We start from the raw sequence: 15,444 nt of genomic DNA on the forward strand, positions 1-15,444 counted from the left end.
GGAGGCGGCTTTCTTTTTTCTCCGCCTTTGGCTTGAGGGTCAATATACAAGGGCGAGGCCCTTAAACCTGCGGAGCACCCGTCCCGCACGCGGCGCTGCAACCCGGCCTTGCCTGAGGCAACCTTGTGGCGTTGCGGGGGGCGGGTTGGCTTGGTGTTGGTGGTTGCGCCGTGCTCTTTGACCTCCGGTGGTTTAAGGATTTCATCCTTAAAAATCCTGTTCATACGCACCGGTGTTCTGTGGAAAGGGCGGGCTCTATCGTGGCGTGGGGTTGGAGCGTTGGCTGGGAGAGGGGAAGAATTATTTTTTTTGGGGGGGGAGTGGGGGGACAGCGCGATGGGCGGCGCAAGGAGAGGCGAGGGTGGGGAGCAAAGGGCGCAGGGCCGTAGGCAGGGGCGCGGCGCGAACGAAGCGATAAATACCCCGTTTCCTCATGTTGGGATTTTTAAGGGCAAGGCCCTTAAACCTGCGGAGCATCCGTCCCGCATGCGGCGCTACGACCCGGCCTTGCCTGTGGCAACCGTGGGGCACCACACCGCGGCGCACTGCCACCCTCCCTCTGTCTCGAACCTCCGCCCTCTACCCTTAGTCCTTACAAACACAAACTTGCCAATGAAAAAACCGCCCTGCGGCGTGGTGCTGCAGGGCGGTTTGGGTGTGCTTTGTGTTGCGCGGGGTGCTTAGTTGAGCACGTAGCGCATGGGGTTGACGGGTACGCCGTTGAGGCGAACCTCGTAGTGGAGATGTGGGCCGGTGCTTCGGCCGGTGTTGCCGACGTAGGCGATGAGTTCTCCGCGTGTGACCTTTTGTCCGCGCTTGATGGCGATGGAGTGCAGGTGTGCGTAGCGGGTCTTGATGCCGGAGCCGTGGTCGATCATCATACTGAGGCCATAGCCGCCGTCGCGTCCGGTGAAAATGACGTTTCCTTTGGCCGGGGCGTAGATGGGCGTGCCGTTGGGCGCGGAGATGTCGAGGCCTTTGTGGAACTCGCGTTTGCCGGTAAAGGGCGAGGTACGCGCGCCAAAGGGCGAGGACACCCAGCCTTGGACGGGCCAGATGCTGGGGGTTGCGGCCCAGAGGTCCTGATTGCTGCGGATAACGTGCATCAGTTCCTGCTGGCGCACCTCTTCGAGGCGGGCTTCGGTATTGAGCTGATGCAGGAAGTTGTGCATCTTACGGGCGAGGAGTTCCTGCCGGTGCATGGGCAGGTAGCTGTCGGCGAAATCCGTGGATTCCGGCCCACCGATGGGCGAATCGCTGATGCGGCGGTCTTGGTCCAGATTAATCATAACGCGGAGCTTGGAGTCGAAGTCGCGGATGCGCAGCAGGTCCTTTTCCAGCGTTTTGATTTTTGTCGCAAGGGCGAGGAGCTGGGTTTTCTGCTCCTGAACGGTCTTTTGCGCGTCGTCCAGATTCCGGTCCGCCGTCTTGTAGTTGACGAAGGTATTCCAGAAAAAAACATTGGACGCGATAAGCGCGATAACAAGACCAGCAAGGGCCATCCCTATCCATCCGCGCAGGCGGAATTTGCTTGAGATGCCCTCGTCTTCCTTGAACACGACGATTTGATATTTCCGAAAAAGCATATGGCTTCTGGAAGAATCCTGTTATTTCGTGATGTTGGGTTAAATCCGGTATACGTAGGTAATCAATTAAAAACTATTGGTTTTTCAGCGTCAAGTCAAGCTGCCAACGCTGCAATGCCTTCAAAACATTTCGCTTCATTTTCGGGTCGTGTCCGCAGGTTTTTTCGATCCAGTCCTGCGTGCGGCTGCGTTCGGTGCTGCCGGCGGAAGGGCAAGGATTCTGCCATACTGGAAGCCCGAAGTCGCGCGCGGCTTTCTTGATGATCTTTTTTTCGATATAGAGAAGCGGACGGATGACTTTGAGCTGGCCGCCAAAAAAATCTTCCGCCATGGACAGGCCGTAGACGTTGCCTGTTTTGAAAATATTCATGAAAAATGTGGCGGCGAGGTCGTCTGCGGTGTGGCCGAAGGCGAGGTGCGTCAGGTTGTAGTCGCGGCACAGCTCGAAGAGGCGCTTGCGGCGAAGCATAGCGCAGTAGAAGCAGGCGGAGCGCTTTTTGTTTTCTTCCGAGTGGGCGCGGGGGCCGTGGTCGGTGACCTCAATATGCCCGCTGACGCCGCTTTCGCGCAGCCAATCCACGAGGGGAGCGTGGTTCGTGGCGTCGAAGCCGGGATTGACGTGCAGCGCCATGAGTTCAAAGGAAAAGGGGACGATGCGCTGGCGCATGGTGAGAATCTTCATCAGCACCCAGCTGTCCACGCCGCCGGAGACCGCGACGCCAATGCGCGAGCCGGGCTGAATCATCTCGGTCTGCTGCATCAGCTTGCCCGTTGCGCCCAGACATTGCTTTTGGGCGTATGTGAGTTTGCCCCATCGTGCCATATGCTTGTATATCCTTATAAGGTTTCCGGGCAGACGCGTACGCCCGCCGGGGTTGGTTTCGGACCAGTTCGGTTGGGAATGGATAAAACAAGGCGGGCCGGGGCGCAATGGGAAACTGCGTGAAGAGGCTTGTGTATTTGTCTTGACAGTTGCCACGTGGCGGCATAATAAGACCGATTTTGCCGGAGTGGCTGCGGGGAGAGTTCAACGCCGCATCCGGCAAGAGGGGGAGTTGAGTGAAACGCGCGCACAAATGGGTGCTGCTGCTCTTTGCCGGTTTGGTGGCAATGGCCGTGCTCCTTGTGGGGCCGGGTGTCGGCTTCCGGGCTGAGGATCAGGACCATCCGTGGCCTTCTGTCCAGCGTAAGGATGTGACGGGTATCGCCCTGCACAGCCGCGCTGGCGGGTATACGCTTGTGCGCGAGCACGGCACATGGTGGGTGCGTTCCCCCGAGCTTCAGACGTCTCTGCTTGCAGATGAGCGCCGTGTTGCGGCGTTTACCGATATGCTTTTTGGCTCCTGCCCGAAGGAGCGCTTGAGCGCGAATGCTTTGCCTTATGACAAGGCGGAGACGGTGGCGGTTCTCTCCGTCAACGACGCGCACGCGGCCCATGTGGTCACCACGCCGGCGGGGCTGTTCCTTGAGCATGGCTCGGACGCCTACGCCTTTCCGCAGTGGACTGAGGATGCGTTTTTGCGCCCGGCGTCGTGGTTCCATGATGATCGCCTGTTGGTGTTTGACGTGGATTCCATTGAGCGGGTGGTGGTCAGCCCCCTTGCCGGGGACGAATGGGAAGCCCGCCGCACAGACGACAGCTACGTCTTTGTCCGGCCACAGCGCTTTGCCGGGGACGGTATTCAGGAGAGTGCTTTGGAGCTGTTCCTGCACCGCCTTTCCTCGCTGACCGCCGATGTTGCGCGTGAGGCGACGGTCCCCGCCGATGCCCAGCCGGACCTGCGCATCCATTTGCAGGGGCGCGGCGCGGAGCATGACCTTGGCATCTACATTATGAATGGCGGACGCCTGCTTGCGCGCTCGTCCAGACAGCCCGCATCCTTCCTCCTTGACCAAGCGGGCCTGCATAAATTAGACTTAAATGCTTTTTCTCTTGTTGACCGCCGCCTTTTTGGGTTTTTGCCCGGTACGGTGAGCAAGGTCTCCCTGACGCAGGAGGGCCGGGAATACGGCGTTATGCGTGGGGATGACGGATGGGTCAACGAGATGGGCGACAGAGAGCATGCAGGTATTGACATGCTGCTCTGGCGTCTTACTTCACTGCAATATGAGCTTGGCCCCGCCCAGTTGCCGGACACCGCGACGAGGGCGCTGGATGTGGCACTCACCACAACCGGCAGCGCTCAGCTGAACATTGCCTTTTTCCGCGACCCGGCACTCCCTGTGGGCCAGTGCTGGGTTCGTCCGTCTTCCGGTAGCCAGTGCTATCCCGTGGACGGCAGAATGCTGATTGACTTGGAGGGGCTTCTTCCGGCCTTGACGCAGGCCGGAAGTGGTGCCTGAACCAGTTTATCCCGTGCCTTGCGAAGTGGACGCAAGGCCATAACAAGGAGACATACATGGCACGCATCACCGTCGAAGACTGCCTGGAGCAGGTCAACAATCGTTTCATGATTGTACAGATGGCCATCAAGCGCGTGAAACAGTTCCGCGAGGGCTACGATCCGCTTTTGGAGTGCAAGAATAAGGAAGTCGTTACTGCTCTGCGTGAAATTGCCTCCGGCAAGGTTCTCGCCGAGGAAGACCTCTCAGACGTCGGCGTTAAGGCTGCCAGTAAGTAAGCCATGTCCCAAAGAGATTATTATGAGGTGCTTGGCGTCTCACGCGACGCCGGCGAGGACGAGATCAAAAAGGCCTACCGAAAGCTGGCCTTTCAGTACCACCCGGACCGCAATCCCGACGACGCCGAGGCGGAAACCAAGTTCAAAGAAGCCGCAGAAGCCTATGAGGTCTTGAAGGACGCCGACAAGCGCGCCACCTACGACCGCTTTGGCCATGCTGGCATGAACGGTTCCGGCTTTGGCGGCGGCTTCTCCAATTCCGAAGACATCTTCTCGTCGTTTAGCGACATCTTCGGCGATTTGTTCGGCTTTGGCGGTGGCGGCGGCGGACGTGGTCCGCGCCCAACCGCTGGTGCGGACCTGCGCTACAATCTGACCATTTCCTTCCGTCAGGCGGCCAAGGGCGACGAAGTCACCCTGACCATCCCCAAGCAGGTGCATTGCCCCGAGTGTAATGGCACCGGCGCGGAACCGGGCACCAGCCCGGAAACGTGCCAGCAGTGTGGCGGTAGCGGACAGGTTGTCCAGTCGCAGGGTTTCTTCCGTGTGTCCGTGCCGTGTCCGGTGTGCCATGGCCGTGGCCAGGTCATCCGGTCCTTGTGTCCGCGCTGTAAGGGCGATGGCACAGTGCCTGAGACCCGCGAGCTTTCCGTGCGCATTCCCGCCGGTGTGGACAGCGGTTCCCGCCTGCGCCTGCGCGGCGAGGGCGAACCCGGTGAATACGGTGGTCCCCACGGCGACTTGTACGTGGTCATCTACGTGGAGGAGGACGAGGTTTTCGAGCGTCAGGGGCAGAACCTGATCTACCGCTTGGAAATCGACTTCACACAGGCCGCCCTTGGCGAGACTGTGGAGGTCCCCACCCTCGACGATCCGACCACCCTGCATATTCCCGCCGGAACGCAGAGCGGCAAGGTGCTGCGCCTGCGCGACCTTGGTCTGCCGCATATTGGCCGTCAGCCGCAGGGCGACCTGCTGGTTGAGGTGAACGTGAAAACCCCGCAGGACCTCACCAAGGAGCAGGAAGAACTGCTGCGCGAGTTCGCTCGCCTTGAGGAGGAAAAGCAGGGCAAGCCGCTGAACCGGGCCAAACAGTTCTTCAAGAAGGCCGTTGGCAAGGCCATGGGAGAGTAGGGCATATGTCGGGCAAGCTTTCGCACATTGATCAGGATGGCAACGCATGCATGGTTGACGTGGGCCACAAGGCGGAAACCCAGCGGACGGCCATTGCCGAGACGCGGGTCATTCTGTCGCCCGAGACCTTTGCCCTGCTGTCCGAGGACGCCTTGCCCAAGGGCGACGCCCTCACCACCGCAAAAATTGCGGGCATTTTCGCCGCCAAGAAGACGGCCGAGCTGATTCCCATGTGCCATCCGCTGCCGCTGTCCTACGTGGATGTGCGGTTTACGGCGCTGGAGGAGTCCTCGACCATCGTCATTGAGGCCGAAGCCCGTACTGCCGGCCAGACCGGTGTCGAGATGGAAGCGCTGACCGCCGCGCAGGTGGCCGCGCTGACCGTGTACGACATGTGCAAGGCCGTGCAGAAAGACATCATTCTTTCCGATTGCCGCCTGCTGTACAAAAGCGGGGGCAAGAGCGGAACCTACGACGTCCGCTAGGACGGCGTAAAGACAAGAGCCATCAAGGGGCCGTGCGGCAAAGCCGCGCGGCCCCTTTTGTTTTGCGCAATGGTTTCGTATGGTGGGCAGGTTGTTGCCAAAACAGGGTGTTCACCAACGAGGGCATGCAAGCGCGAACACAGCGCAAAGCCGCCGCGCCGCGATGGCTTGAGCGCTGTGAAACGCTGCAAAGCCCCGGCAGTGGCCCCCCTGCAAGAGAAGCGCGCCGCCGTGGCTCGCTTTGACGTTGACGTTGTCCGGAAAGAAAACACGGTCCGGTTGGTAGTCCGGGCGCACGTGTCCTGCGTGTCAGTAACCTTCCCCCCTTGGGTTGTCCGTTTCCGGATGTGCATTCCATTCAAAGGGGTAACCGCATGGAGTTCTACCGCACGAGCTTTTGCATTGTTTTTGAAGACGGCTTTTGGGTCGGGTACGCGGAGATACGGCATCAGGACACCTTCCGCGTGGCGCGCCGTGTGTTTGGCGCGGAGCCGACCGGGCCGGAGATAGCCGCCTTTGCCACTGGTTCGCAGTACCAGCGGCTGGCTTTTTCGCGCCCATTTGCGGCGCAGGAGCGGACGCGCCGGGCGGCAAACCCAAAGCGCCAGCACCGCGAGATAGCGCGCGAGCGCAAGGCCGCCCACGGCGTGAGCAAGGCGCGTGATGCCGCCAAGGAGCAGTATCTGGAAGACAAACAGATGCGCAGGAAAGCAGCGCGGGAACGTCGCGACGCCCTGCGCGAGCGTCGTTTTGCCGAGCGGCAGGAGAAGCGGCGGCAAAAGCGCCGGGGGCATTAGCGCCGCAGTACGGGGCGCATGACGAAATGGCGCGCAGTCGCCGGTGGATGTGTCATCGCAGCGTATTACGTCGCCGCGCGCCCCTGCCCGACAAGGAGCATCAGGTCGTCAATGTTTGGCTGTCCGCAGGCGGCGGGCTGGTAGTCGAGGAATTGCTTGAGGATAATTTCCCCGCAGCCGGGCGAAAAGTAAAAGACGCTGTACGGGCGGTCGTCCTCGTTGAGGGCATTCATTTGCATATCGGCCGCTGCCGTGTTTTGATTCACGGCGTGGATGAACTTGTCCTGAAGCCGGGCGGTTTCTCCGGCCGCGACATCCTGCATGCTGAGCGTTATGCGGTACCAGTCCATGGCTCCTCCTTGGTGCGGGGCGTGGACGGACAACGGATGAATTTTGATGTATCACCGAATAGGCTACATCAGATTGAGGAAAAACGGCAAACCACAAGCGGTTTGCCATCCCCAAAAAAGCTCTCGTAAGGAGACGTGAAATGAGTAAGACCACAGCGAATTTGGAAGCGGCGTTTGCCGGTGAGTCTCAGGCCAACCGCAAGTACCTTGCCTTTGCCGAGAAGGCCGATAAGGAAGGGCTGGCGCAGGTTGCCAAGTTGTTCCGCGCAGCCGCCGCTGCGGAGACGGTGCACGCGCATGCGCACCTGCGTCTGCTCAAGGGCGTCGGTTCCACCAAGGAGAACCTGATGACCGCCATCGCTGGCGAGACGCATGAATTCAAGGAAATGTACCCGGCCATGATTGAGGACGCCAAGGCCGAGGGCGAGCGCGCGGTAGAGCGATACTTTGGCTTTGCCAACGCCGTTGAGGAAGTGCACGCCTGCCTGTACGAAAAGGCGCTGAATGACCCCGAAGGTCTGCCCGCCACGGAATACTACGTCTGTAGCGTGTGCGGCCACGTGCACGAAGGCAAGCCCACGGAGAAGTGTCCTGTCTGCAATGCCAAGCCCGAGGCCTATTTCCTCGTGGACTAACGGCGCGAAAAAGCCAAGACGGCGCGGCTTGTGGCATTGACACCGGCCGCGCCTGTGCGCGCCGGGCTGCCCTGCCGGGCGGCTGCGGCGCGCATGATACGATAGACCGTCCCCGGCCTCGCCGTGGGCGGTCTTTTTTTATGGCACGGGGCCAGTGGATTCGCGGGCTGTGGGTTAGCGTCTGCCGCCGCCCATGCCGCGTCCGCCGCCACCGCCCATGCCGCGGCCACAACCGCCACGGCCACCTCGGCCGCCGCCCATGCCCCGGCCCATGCCGCAACCTGCGCCGCGTCCTACGCCTTGGCCCATGCCTTGACCGCGGCCCTGTCCGGGCTGGGGCGTGCTGGGTGCGGTCTGGCCGGATTCGGCCTGTGCGAGGGCGTCGCTGCATGTGGCGGCGTTCACCGTGATGATGCGCAGGCCCGCCTGCGTCAGCGCGGCTTCGGCCTTGGGGCCAACGCGGCCGGTGATAACGGCCTGTACGCCAGCGTCCACAACGGTCTGCGCGGCCTGAATGCCTGCGCCCTGCGGCTGTGTGGCGGCGGTGTTGTCAATGGCTGCGGTCTGGCCGGTTTCCGTGTCGTGGATGAGAAAGACCGGGGCGCGGCCAAAGCGCGGGTCCAGTGCGCTGGTGAGTTCCGGGCCGGTACTGCTGATTGCATACTTCATGAGGAAAGACCTCCTGTTTTATGTGTTGCTCTGTTGCTTTGAAGTGAGCAAAGGCTGTGCCGGATGTGGAAAGTCAAGAAAGACAGGTGGTTGTGATTTTGTCCGGTTTTAAAAAGGCGCAGGTTTCGCCTGTTCTTGTGCGGGGGAGGGCGCAATATGCGCCCAGACGAAAAAGCCCCCGCGCGGGTGCACGGGGGCTGGACGTGCCGGAAAGGGGCAGGGTGGGCGTTTACCAGACGCTTCGGACTTTGACGCCGCGCTGCTGCATCACGTCCTTGCACTGGCGGATGGAGTATTCGCCGTAGTGGACAATGGAGGCGATGAGCGCCGCGGAGGCGTGGCCTTCGGTGATGGCGTCGGCCATATGTTCGGGCGTGCCAGCACCGCCGGAGGCGATGACCGGGATGTGCACGGCGTCGGCGATGGTGCGGGTCAGGTTCAGCTCATAGCCGTCCTTGGTGCCGTCCGCGTCGATGGAGTTGACGCAGAGTTCGCCTGCGCCAAGGGCTTCGGCGCGCTTCGCCCATGCGATGGCGTCCATGCCCATGTGCTTGCGGCCACCGTGGATGACGATTTCATAGCCAGAGGGAATCGCCTCGGACACGGGAACGCGCAGGACGTCCATGCCCACCACGATGCACTGCGAGCCAAAGGCCGCCGCGCCTTCGGAGATGATGTCCGGGTTCTTTACGGCGGCGGAGTTGACGGAAATCTTCTCCGCACCGGCGAGGAGCACGTCGCGCATATCGCTGACGGTGGAGATGCCGCCGCCAACGGAGAAGGGGATGAAGATTTCCTGCGCCACGGCTTCCACAACCTTGAGCATAATGCCGCGGCGCTCGTGCGAGGCCGTGATGTCGTAGAAGACCAGCTCGTCCGCGCCTTCCTCATAGTAGGTGCGCGCGGTGTCCACCGGGTCGCCGATGTCGATGTTGTCCTTGAACTTGATGCCCTTGGTCAGCCTGCCGTCGCGGACATCAAGGCACGGGATGATGCGCTTACTCAGCATTTTTGACCTCCAGGCAGTAGTCGTGGAAATTCTTGAGCAGGGCGAGGCCGGGCCTGCCGCTCTTTTCGGGATGGAACTGCACGGCCCACAGGCCTTCGCGCCCGTGCATGGCGCAGAATTCGTGCCCGTAGGTGGTGGTGGCCAGAACATACTGTGCGTCCGCGTCCGGGTAGTAGCTGTGCACGTAGTAGAACTCCGCACCCGGCTCAATGCCCCGGAACAGGCGCTCGTCGGGATTCTTCGGCGTGACGGCGTTCCAGCCCATATGCGGGATGCGCACGGGGGTGCCGTCCTCTTCGGTCATGTCGCCGTCAAAGCGGCGGCAGATGCCGGGGATGATGCCGAGGGTGGTGGTGTTGTTCTCCTCCGACGAGTCGAGCATAATTTGGCAGCCCACGCAGATGCCAAGGAGGGGCTTGCCGCTGTCGATAAGCGAGGAGAGAACGGAGTCCAGACCGGTGGAGGTCAGTTCATTCATGGCCTGACCTGCCGCCCCCACACCGGGAAAGATGACGCCGTCTGCACTGCGCAGAACGTCCGCATTGTCCGTGATGGTGCATTCTATGCCCAGATGGTCGAGGGCGCGGCGGACGGAAGTTTGGTTTCCGGCCTTGTAGTCGAGTATTGCGAGCATGTCTTTCTCCTTCGTAGAACTCAGCAAATTAGACAATATGCGGCTGCAATACAAGTGCGGGATTTGCCGCGCGCCGTTTTGCGCCGCCGCGTGCTGGTGGAGCGCATCCGCGCGCGTGGGGGTTGCCCTCATATGGGGCGGGAGTATACAAAGCTGGTTTGCGTAGCACAAACCACAACCAACGGAGATGGTATGTATATAGTGACCGGCGGCGCGGGCTTCATCGGCAGCGCCTTTGTGTGGAAGCTCAACGAGATGGGCATTCATGACATTGTGGTGGTGGATGACCTTGGCACCGGGGACAAATGGCGCAACCTCGTGAACCGGACGTATATGGACTTCGTGCACAAGGATATGTTCCTTGAGATGATTCTGCACGAGGACCTGCCCTTTGACGTGGACGCCATCATCCACATGGGCGCGTGCTCCTCCACCACGGAGCGCGACGCCAATTACCTGATGGAAAATAATTACCGGTATACGATGACGCTGGCGCACTTTTGCCTTGAGCACGACGTGCGCTTCATCAATGCCTCCTCCGCTGCAACCTACGGCGACGGCGCGCTGGGCTTTGATGACGACCCGGCGGGCATCCCTGCGCTGAAGCCGCTGAACATGTACGGCTACTCCAAGCAGCTGTTTGACCTGTGGTCCCTGCGTACGGGCGCGGCGGACAAGCTGGTCAGCCTGAAATTCTTCAACGTGTTCGGGCCCAACGAGTACCACAAGGGCGATATGAAGTCCGTGGTGTGCAAGGCTTTCTCGCAGATTGGCGACACCGGGGCCATGCGCCTTTTTGCCTCGGAGCGTGACGACTACCCCGACGGCGGCCAAAAGCGCGACTTTATCTACGTGAAGGACTGCGTGGACGTGATGTGGTGGCTGCTCAATAATCCGCAGGTGAACGGCATCTACAACCTTGGCACCGGCTCCGCCAGAACGTGGAACGACCTCGCCCGCGCGGTGTTTCACGCCATGGATGTGCCGGAGGATATCCAGTACATCGACATGCCCGAGACCCTGCGCGGCAAGTATCAGTACTTTACTGAGGCCAGCATGGACCGCCTGCGCGCGGCCGGGTGCCCGGTGGACTTTGCACGCCTTGAGGATGCGGTTGCCGACTACGTGGGGAACTACCTCGCAACGGGCGATCCGTACTTGTAGCCGCGAAGACCCCGCGGGCTGGTTCGCCTGCCTCGTTAAACAAAAGGAAACGCCGGGTGCGCAGTGCGCATCCGGCGTTTTGTGTGCTGTGTGGTCTGCGGCTACAGGCCGGGGAGTTCCACGGGCGGAAAGTCCGCGGCGTCCAGCTCGTGCCCCAGCTTGGAGAACAGGCGTGGTTCCAGCATTCGGCGGCCCTTGCTGGGACCGTCCACAGGCGTCAGCTCCTGACCGTCGTAGGTGACGCTGGTGATGAGCGGCTCGTCAAAGCCGAAATCCGTGAAGGTATCCACGCTGACGTTCAGCAGGGCCGAACGGAAGTCGCCTTCGAGGGCTGGCAGGGTGAAGGTCTGTGTGCCCTTGTCCACGGAGCCGAGCAGAATAAGCACCTCGTCCTTGGCAATTTGGGTCAGGAAGGGGCTGAGGTGCACCGGCGAGGGCGTGGCCGCGACATTGTCGGGGTACAGCTCAACTTCTGGCACGCCGTCGATGCAGGCCGTCATTTTGAGGCTGTTTTCAAAACAGTAGGCGGCGCGGTGCTACAGGCGGTGGGCATTCCACCAGCCGGACCACGAAAAGCCCACAGCCTCCGCGAATTTTCCTGCAAGCTCCTCGTCAAAGTAGAGAATGCCCTTAAAACAGTTGTTGGCGAAGTAGGGCGTGTTGTTCTTGCCGAGACAGTGCTTGTAAATCTTGTGGACAAAGCGCTTCGGGATGGACGTGATAATCACGTTATTCTTGTATCCCGCGATATCGATTCGTAGTTCCATATCGTCTCCTCCGGTCACATCGCAATGACAGGCATCCTGTGGTGTAAAGGATTACCTAACCACCGCTTTTTCCTTTAGGCAAGGAAAATCGAAGAAGGAAACTGTCCGCCCGCTTACACTTTACGTTTAAACAGCCGCTCCAGGTCGCTGAGGCCCCATTGTACCTGCACGGGGCGGCCATGGGGGCAGTAGTCTTTGCCGGGGGTGGCGCGCCACGCTTCCAGCAGGGCAAGGGCTTCGTCGCGGGCAAGGGTTTGGTTGGCCTTGACCGCCGCTTTGCACGACAGCATGGCCCACAGGTCCGTGATGCCCTTGGCCTGTTCGCTGAGTGCGGCGCGCAGGTAGTCCTTGGCCCGCGCCGCCGTGAGCAGGGCGGGGATGGCCGTTACCGCAAGCAAGGTATCCGAGCGCCGCTCTAGGGAGAAGCCAAGGCGGCTCAGGTCCGCCCATATTTCATCCAAAAGCGCGCCCTCGGACGGATGCAGGGCCAGTTCCAGCGCAATGGCCAGCGGCTGGCTGTCGCCGCGCTCTCCTGCCTGCTCAAAGGTGTGGTAGAGCACGCGCTCGTGTGCGGCGTGCTGGTCCACAAGGGCAAGGGTGCCGTCCCGGTAGCGCAGGATGAGGTAGGTGTCCGCCAACTGGCCGAGGTATTCACTCCCATCGCTTGATGGCGCGGCAAAGATGGGCGGGGCCGTTTCGCCAACGGAGTCGTACAGGTCCGCGTTGCTGGACACGGCAGGCTCATGCATGGCCGCCGCGCGCGAGGCGTCCGGCGCAAGGTCGAGGAAGTTTTCGCGCTCGGTCATGCGCTTGAATTCGGAGTAGGTGGAGAAGCCGGGGCGCGTGTCATCAAAGTCCGCCGCGCGCGAGGTGCCGCCGGATACCGGCTCGTAGCCCGGACGTGACGCCGGACGCGGGCTAGCAGTGGCTGAGGCGCCAAAGGAGGACGGCGCGCCAGTGGACGGGCCTGACGCCGCGCCAAAGGAATCGGGCAGTGCGTCCATGGAGTCCATGGCGCTGGAGGTTCCAGAGGGGCCGGGGGCGTTCCCTGCGTGGTCTGGCATACTGACGTCTTCGGTGCGGTGGGGCTGAGCCGAAGCGTCCAGCGCGGTGATGATGGCGCGGCGGATAACAGAGAACACCGCCCGCTCGTCACGGAAGCGGACCTCGGTTTTGGCCGGGTGGACGTTAACGTCCACATGCTCGGGCGGCACTTCCAGAAAGACCACCGCCTGTGGGTATTCGCGGGTGAGCAGGCGGCCTGTGTAGGCCTCGCGCACCGCGCGCAGGAGCACCTTGTCCGTCACGGGGCGGTTATTCACATAAAAAAGGATGCGGTCCGCGCGGGCCTGCGCCGTGCGGGGACTGCCCGTGACGCCGTGGGCGCTGTAGCCGTTTTGCTCGTGGGCAAAGGGCATCAGGCCGTCGGTGATGGCCGGGGGCCACGCGGCGGCAAGGCGTTTGGCAAGGTCCTGCCCCGCGCTGAAGGTGTAGACCTTGCGCCCGCCCACGGTCAGCTTCATGCGCACATCAAGGCGCGTGAGGGCAAGGCGGAAAAAGGCGTCCTGACAACGGCGGGTCTCCGTGGCTGGGGTTTTGAGGAACTTGAGGCGCGCCGGGACATTGGCGAACAGGTCCCGGATTTCAATGCGCGTTCCTTCGCGCAGCATGGCCGGGCCGGAGTCCGCCGCGCGGCCCGCGTCCACTTCCACAAAGGAGCCGGAGTCCTCGCCGTGGGGGACGGAGGTGATGCGCATGCGCGACACCGAGGCGATGGACGGCAGCGCCTCGCCGCGAAAGCCAAAGCTGCGGATGGTGTTCAGCTCGCTGATGTCGGCAACCTTGCTGGTGGCGTGGCGGGTGAGGGCGAGGTGCATCTCGTCCTGCGTCATGCCCCAGCCGTTGTCCTGAATGTCTATAAGCCCCTGCCCGCCTTGCTCGATGGTGACGGTCAGGCTCGTTGCTCCGGCGTCGAGGCTGTTTTCCATCAACTCCTTGAGCACGCTTGCGGGGCGCTCCACCACCTCGCCGGCGGCGATTTGGTTTTGCAGTTCCGGGGACAGAATATGAATAGGCCGTTTGGTAAGGGCTGTCTGTGCGGTGTCGGTCATGGGTCGGTTGTACAAGAAACGTCAGGAGCTTTCCACCATTGTGTTGTATGGGGTGGAAAGCTCTCATCTCGGGAAAAGGACGCATGGTTTCAGGGGATTGCGGGCGGCGCGCGTCGGCGCTTCACTCAGCCATGGACGTTTGGCGCGCCGTACGCATTGCGCGCGGGCGCAGTAAGCAGAAGAAAAGCGGGGACGGCGTGCCGCGCGGGGCGTTGGGATGATGAACTTGTGGGCGGCTGTCCCATGGCCGTGTGGGTGGACGAAGTCCCATGGGCGCAAGGACGGACGAAGTCCCTTGGGCGCGTGGCCGCGCCACGCAAAACGGGCGCGGAAGCAAAGCTCCCGCGCCCGGTGATGGTGTGGTGTGCGCCGCGCGCTACAGGGACAGGCCCAGCAGCGTGATGCGCGCTTCAAAGCGTGCTTCGTCGTCGGTCTGCGTGGTGAGCAGTTCTAGCGCATAGCATTGGTGCGTGTAGATAAGGCGCAGGGTCTTTTCCAGATCCGTCGCGGCCTCGATATCCGTGCGGTACAGGAAGTCCACGGTCCAGTTGGGATTAATAATCCACGCCATGCCGAACTTCAGCTGGCGCAGGCGTTCGCGGTCCTGCCGCTTGTACTCGTCCAGCGCTTCCTGAAAGTCCACACCAAAGGATGCGCGCATCATCTGGGGGATTTCGTAGGTCAGGAAGTGCTCGTGCTCGGTCATGTCGCCAAGGTAGGGCGAGAACATGGTGCGGCTGGTCCAGCTGAAGTTTTCGTTGTAGCGGAACTGGGCTTCGGCGAGGAAATCCGAGAATGGGCGGCGCTCGTACTCGTCGCGCTCGTCCTCGCGGGTGGCCTCGCGGCGGTCGTAGCTCTGCTCAAGGCGCAGACGCAGGAAGTCCAGATAATCCACAACCGGTTTGTAGGCGGTGGTGTCGCCGTCGGTGTACGGGGCGATGCGCACGCGCCTGCGGTCAAGGACGTTGGTCACGGAGTAGGTGATTTCGTTCTGGGCATCCAGCCTGTCGAGGTCGTCGTAGTAGGGATTGTCCTCCTGCCCGACGTAGGGCATCCAGTCGTAGTCCACGCGTGGCTGGATGGAGTGGCGGATGCGCTGCCATGCGCTTTTGCCGTCGTTTTCCTCGGTGGCGTCCAGCGTGTCGGAACCAAGGTCATACACGCGGGACAGCTCCGTGAAGGCGCTGACGGTAAAGTTCGGCAGGTGGCGCATGCGCAGGTCTTCCGCATCGGTTCCGCTTTCGTACTCATCCTCAATGTAGAGGGTTTCGCGTAGTCCGGCGGTGGGGATGACGGAGATGGGACCAACCTCAAAGGGCAGGCTGAGGGACGGTTCGGCTTCCACACGCATGCCGGAATCGCCCTTGGCGCGCCAGAAGTAGCCCGAGGACGAATCCATCATGAACTCAAGGGGCAGCCCTTCGAGCAACTGATCCTTCCAGACGAAGCCGAAGAGCTCCGGCAGGCGCTGGAGGGTGGGAT

The 15,444-nt window shown here is 61.6% G+C and carries 17 protein-coding genes; 7 read left to right on the forward strand and 10 right to left on the reverse strand.

The genetic code is table 11. The features are described 5' to 3' along the window. Nucleotides 1–680 precede the first annotated feature (680 nt). Together ACY69P_RS06010 and ACY69P_RS06015 are read right to left on the reverse strand one after the other, a co-directional pair. Nucleotides 681–1,586, reverse strand: coding sequence for a M23 family metallopeptidase (locus ACY69P_RS06010; protein ID WP_459899441.1), 906 nt, complete (start codon nucleotides 1,584–1,586; stop codon nucleotides 681–683). Between the two features lie 73 nt (nucleotides 1,587–1,659). After that, a complete protein-coding gene (locus tag ACY69P_RS06015; RefSeq protein ID WP_462326866.1) occupies nucleotides 1,660–2,409 on the reverse strand; it encodes a tRNA lysidine(34) synthetase in 750 nt (249 codons plus the stop codon). Between the two features lie 236 nt (nucleotides 2,410–2,645). Between ACY69P_RS06015 and ACY69P_RS06020 the strand changes: the two genes are divergently transcribed. From ACY69P_RS06020 to ACY69P_RS06040, 5 genes are all read left to right on the forward strand, one after another. Further along, entirely contained in the window at nucleotides 2,646–3,929 is a 1,284-nt protein-coding gene (locus ACY69P_RS06020; RefSeq protein WP_462326867.1) for a hypothetical protein, read from the forward strand. Between the two features lie 56 nt (nucleotides 3,930–3,985). Continuing rightward, nucleotides 3,986–4,207 carry a DNA-directed RNA polymerase subunit omega gene (rpoZ, locus tag ACY69P_RS06025; protein WP_404844646.1) on the forward strand — a complete coding sequence of 74 codons (222 nt, stop codon included), beginning with the start codon at nucleotides 3,986–3,988 and terminating at the stop codon, nucleotides 4,205–4,207. A gap of 3 nt (nucleotides 4,208–4,210) precedes the next feature. Beyond that, nucleotides 4,211–5,341, forward strand: a complete 1,131-nt coding sequence (gene dnaJ, locus ACY69P_RS06030) for a molecular chaperone DnaJ (RefSeq protein ID WP_462326868.1) — start codon at nucleotides 4,211–4,213, stop codon at nucleotides 5,339–5,341. A 5-nt stretch (nucleotides 5,342–5,346) separates the two neighbouring features. Continuing rightward, on the forward strand, nucleotides 5,347–5,826 hold the full coding sequence (moaC, locus tag ACY69P_RS06035) for a cyclic pyranopterin monophosphate synthase MoaC (protein WP_404844648.1): 480 nt from the start codon (nucleotides 5,347–5,349) through the stop codon (nucleotides 5,824–5,826). A gap of 374 nt (nucleotides 5,827–6,200) precedes the next feature. Continuing rightward, the gene (locus ACY69P_RS06040; protein WP_462326869.1) at nucleotides 6,201–6,623 is read left to right on the forward strand and encodes a YjdF family protein; all 423 of its coding nucleotides are present in this window, start codon (nucleotides 6,201–6,203) and stop codon (nucleotides 6,621–6,623) included. 65 nt (nucleotides 6,624–6,688) lie between these two features. On the opposite strand, the gene ACY69P_RS06045 is transcribed toward ACY69P_RS06040, so the two are convergent. Next, a complete protein-coding gene (locus ACY69P_RS06045) occupies nucleotides 6,689–6,973 on the reverse strand; it encodes a hypothetical protein (RefSeq protein ID WP_462326870.1) in 285 nt (94 codons plus the stop codon). 140 nt (nucleotides 6,974–7,113) lie between these two features. On the opposite strand from ACY69P_RS06045, the gene ACY69P_RS06050 reads away from it, so the two are divergent. Continuing rightward, complete coding sequence (locus ACY69P_RS06050) at nucleotides 7,114–7,608, forward strand: rubrerythrin family protein (protein WP_462326871.1); 495 nt, start codon at nucleotides 7,114–7,116, stop codon at nucleotides 7,606–7,608. A gap of 174 nt (nucleotides 7,609–7,782) precedes the next feature. On the opposite strand, the gene ACY69P_RS06055 is transcribed toward ACY69P_RS06050, so the two are convergent. From ACY69P_RS06055 to hisH, 3 genes are all read right to left on the reverse strand, one after another. Next, nucleotides 7,783–8,277, reverse strand: coding sequence for a NifB/NifX family molybdenum-iron cluster-binding protein (locus tag ACY69P_RS06055; protein WP_462326872.1), 495 nt, complete (start codon nucleotides 8,275–8,277; stop codon nucleotides 7,783–7,785). A 229-nt stretch (nucleotides 8,278–8,506) separates the two neighbouring features. Then, nucleotides 8,507–9,286: an imidazole glycerol phosphate synthase subunit HisF gene (hisF, locus tag ACY69P_RS06060; protein WP_404844653.1), complete on the reverse strand. Its 780-nt coding sequence runs from the start codon at nucleotides 9,284–9,286 to the stop codon at nucleotides 8,507–8,509. Next, on the reverse strand, nucleotides 9,276–9,920 hold the full coding sequence (gene hisH, locus ACY69P_RS06065; protein ID WP_459899456.1) for an imidazole glycerol phosphate synthase subunit HisH: 645 nt from the start codon (nucleotides 9,918–9,920) through the stop codon (nucleotides 9,276–9,278). Before hisH ends, hisF begins: the two co-directional genes overlap by 11 nt. 192 nt (nucleotides 9,921–10,112) lie before the next feature. Between hisH and rfaD the strand changes: the two genes are divergently transcribed. Beyond that, nucleotides 10,113–11,084 carry an ADP-glyceromanno-heptose 6-epimerase gene (rfaD, locus tag ACY69P_RS06070; protein WP_462326873.1) on the forward strand — a complete coding sequence of 324 codons (972 nt, stop codon included), beginning with the start codon at nucleotides 10,113–10,115 and terminating at the stop codon, nucleotides 11,082–11,084. Nucleotides 11,085–11,185: 101 nt separating this feature from the next. Here rfaD and ACY69P_RS06075 read toward each other — a convergent pair whose 3' ends face one another. From ACY69P_RS06075 to lptD, 4 genes are all read right to left on the reverse strand, one after another. Continuing rightward, complete coding sequence (locus ACY69P_RS06075) at nucleotides 11,186–11,584, reverse strand: hypothetical protein (RefSeq protein ID WP_462326874.1); 399 nt, start codon at nucleotides 11,582–11,584, stop codon at nucleotides 11,186–11,188. 36 nt (nucleotides 11,585–11,620) lie between these two features. After that, entirely contained in the window at nucleotides 11,621–11,851 is a 231-nt protein-coding gene (locus ACY69P_RS06080; protein WP_462326875.1) for a hypothetical protein, read from the reverse strand. A gap of 113 nt (nucleotides 11,852–11,964) precedes the next feature. Continuing rightward, complete coding sequence (gene mutL, locus ACY69P_RS06085) at nucleotides 11,965–13,962, reverse strand: DNA mismatch repair endonuclease MutL (protein WP_462326876.1); 1,998 nt, start codon at nucleotides 13,960–13,962, stop codon at nucleotides 11,965–11,967. Nucleotides 13,963–14,338: 376 nt separating this feature from the next. Then, the coding region (gene lptD, locus ACY69P_RS06090; protein WP_462326877.1) for an LPS assembly protein LptD at nucleotides 14,339–15,444 on the reverse strand (1,106 nt) is incomplete at its 5' end.

Source organism: Desulfobaculum sp., assembly GCF_054921475.1.

Bases quoted from the DNA above. Each gene is read 5' to 3' on its own strand.
- ACY69P_RS06010 (WP_459899441.1), bottom strand. From the start codon at position 1,586: ATGCTTTTTCGGAAATATCAAATCGTCGTGTTCAAGGAAGACGAGGGC.
- ACY69P_RS06015 (WP_462326866.1), bottom strand. From the start codon at position 2,409: ATGGCACGATGGGGCAAACTCACATACGCCCAAAAGCAATGTCTGGGC.
- rpoZ (WP_404844646.1), top strand. From the start codon at position 3,986: ATGGCACGCATCACCGTCGAAGACTGCCTGGAGCAGGTCAACAATCGT.
- dnaJ (WP_462326868.1), top strand. From the start codon at position 4,211: ATGTCCCAAAGAGATTATTATGAGGTGCTTGGCGTCTCACGCGACGCC.
- moaC (WP_404844648.1), top strand. From the start codon at position 5,347: ATGTCGGGCAAGCTTTCGCACATTGATCAGGATGGCAACGCATGCATG.
- ACY69P_RS06040 (WP_462326869.1), top strand. From the start codon at position 6,201: ATGGAGTTCTACCGCACGAGCTTTTGCATTGTTTTTGAAGACGGCTTT.
- ACY69P_RS06045 (WP_462326870.1), bottom strand. From the start codon at position 6,973: ATGGACTGGTACCGCATAACGCTCAGCATGCAGGATGTCGCGGCCGGA.
- ACY69P_RS06050 (WP_462326871.1), top strand. From the start codon at position 7,114: ATGAGTAAGACCACAGCGAATTTGGAAGCGGCGTTTGCCGGTGAGTCT.
- ACY69P_RS06055 (WP_462326872.1), bottom strand. From the start codon at position 8,277: ATGAAGTATGCAATCAGCAGTACCGGCCCGGAACTCACCAGCGCACTG.
- hisF (WP_404844653.1), bottom strand. From the start codon at position 9,286: ATGCTGAGTAAGCGCATCATCCCGTGCCTTGATGTCCGCGACGGCAGG.
- hisH (WP_459899456.1), bottom strand. From the start codon at position 9,920: ATGCTCGCAATACTCGACTACAAGGCCGGAAACCAAACTTCCGTCCGC.
- rfaD (WP_462326873.1), top strand. From the start codon at position 10,113: ATGTATATAGTGACCGGCGGCGCGGGCTTCATCGGCAGCGCCTTTGTG.
- ACY69P_RS06075 (WP_462326874.1), bottom strand. From the start codon at position 11,584: ATGACGGCCTGCATCGACGGCGTGCCAGAAGTTGAGCTGTACCCCGAC.
- ACY69P_RS06080 (WP_462326875.1), bottom strand. From the start codon at position 11,851: ATGGAACTACGAATCGATATCGCGGGATACAAGAATAACGTGATTATC.
- mutL (WP_462326876.1), bottom strand. From the start codon at position 13,962: ATGACCGACACCGCACAGACAGCCCTTACCAAACGGCCTATTCATATT.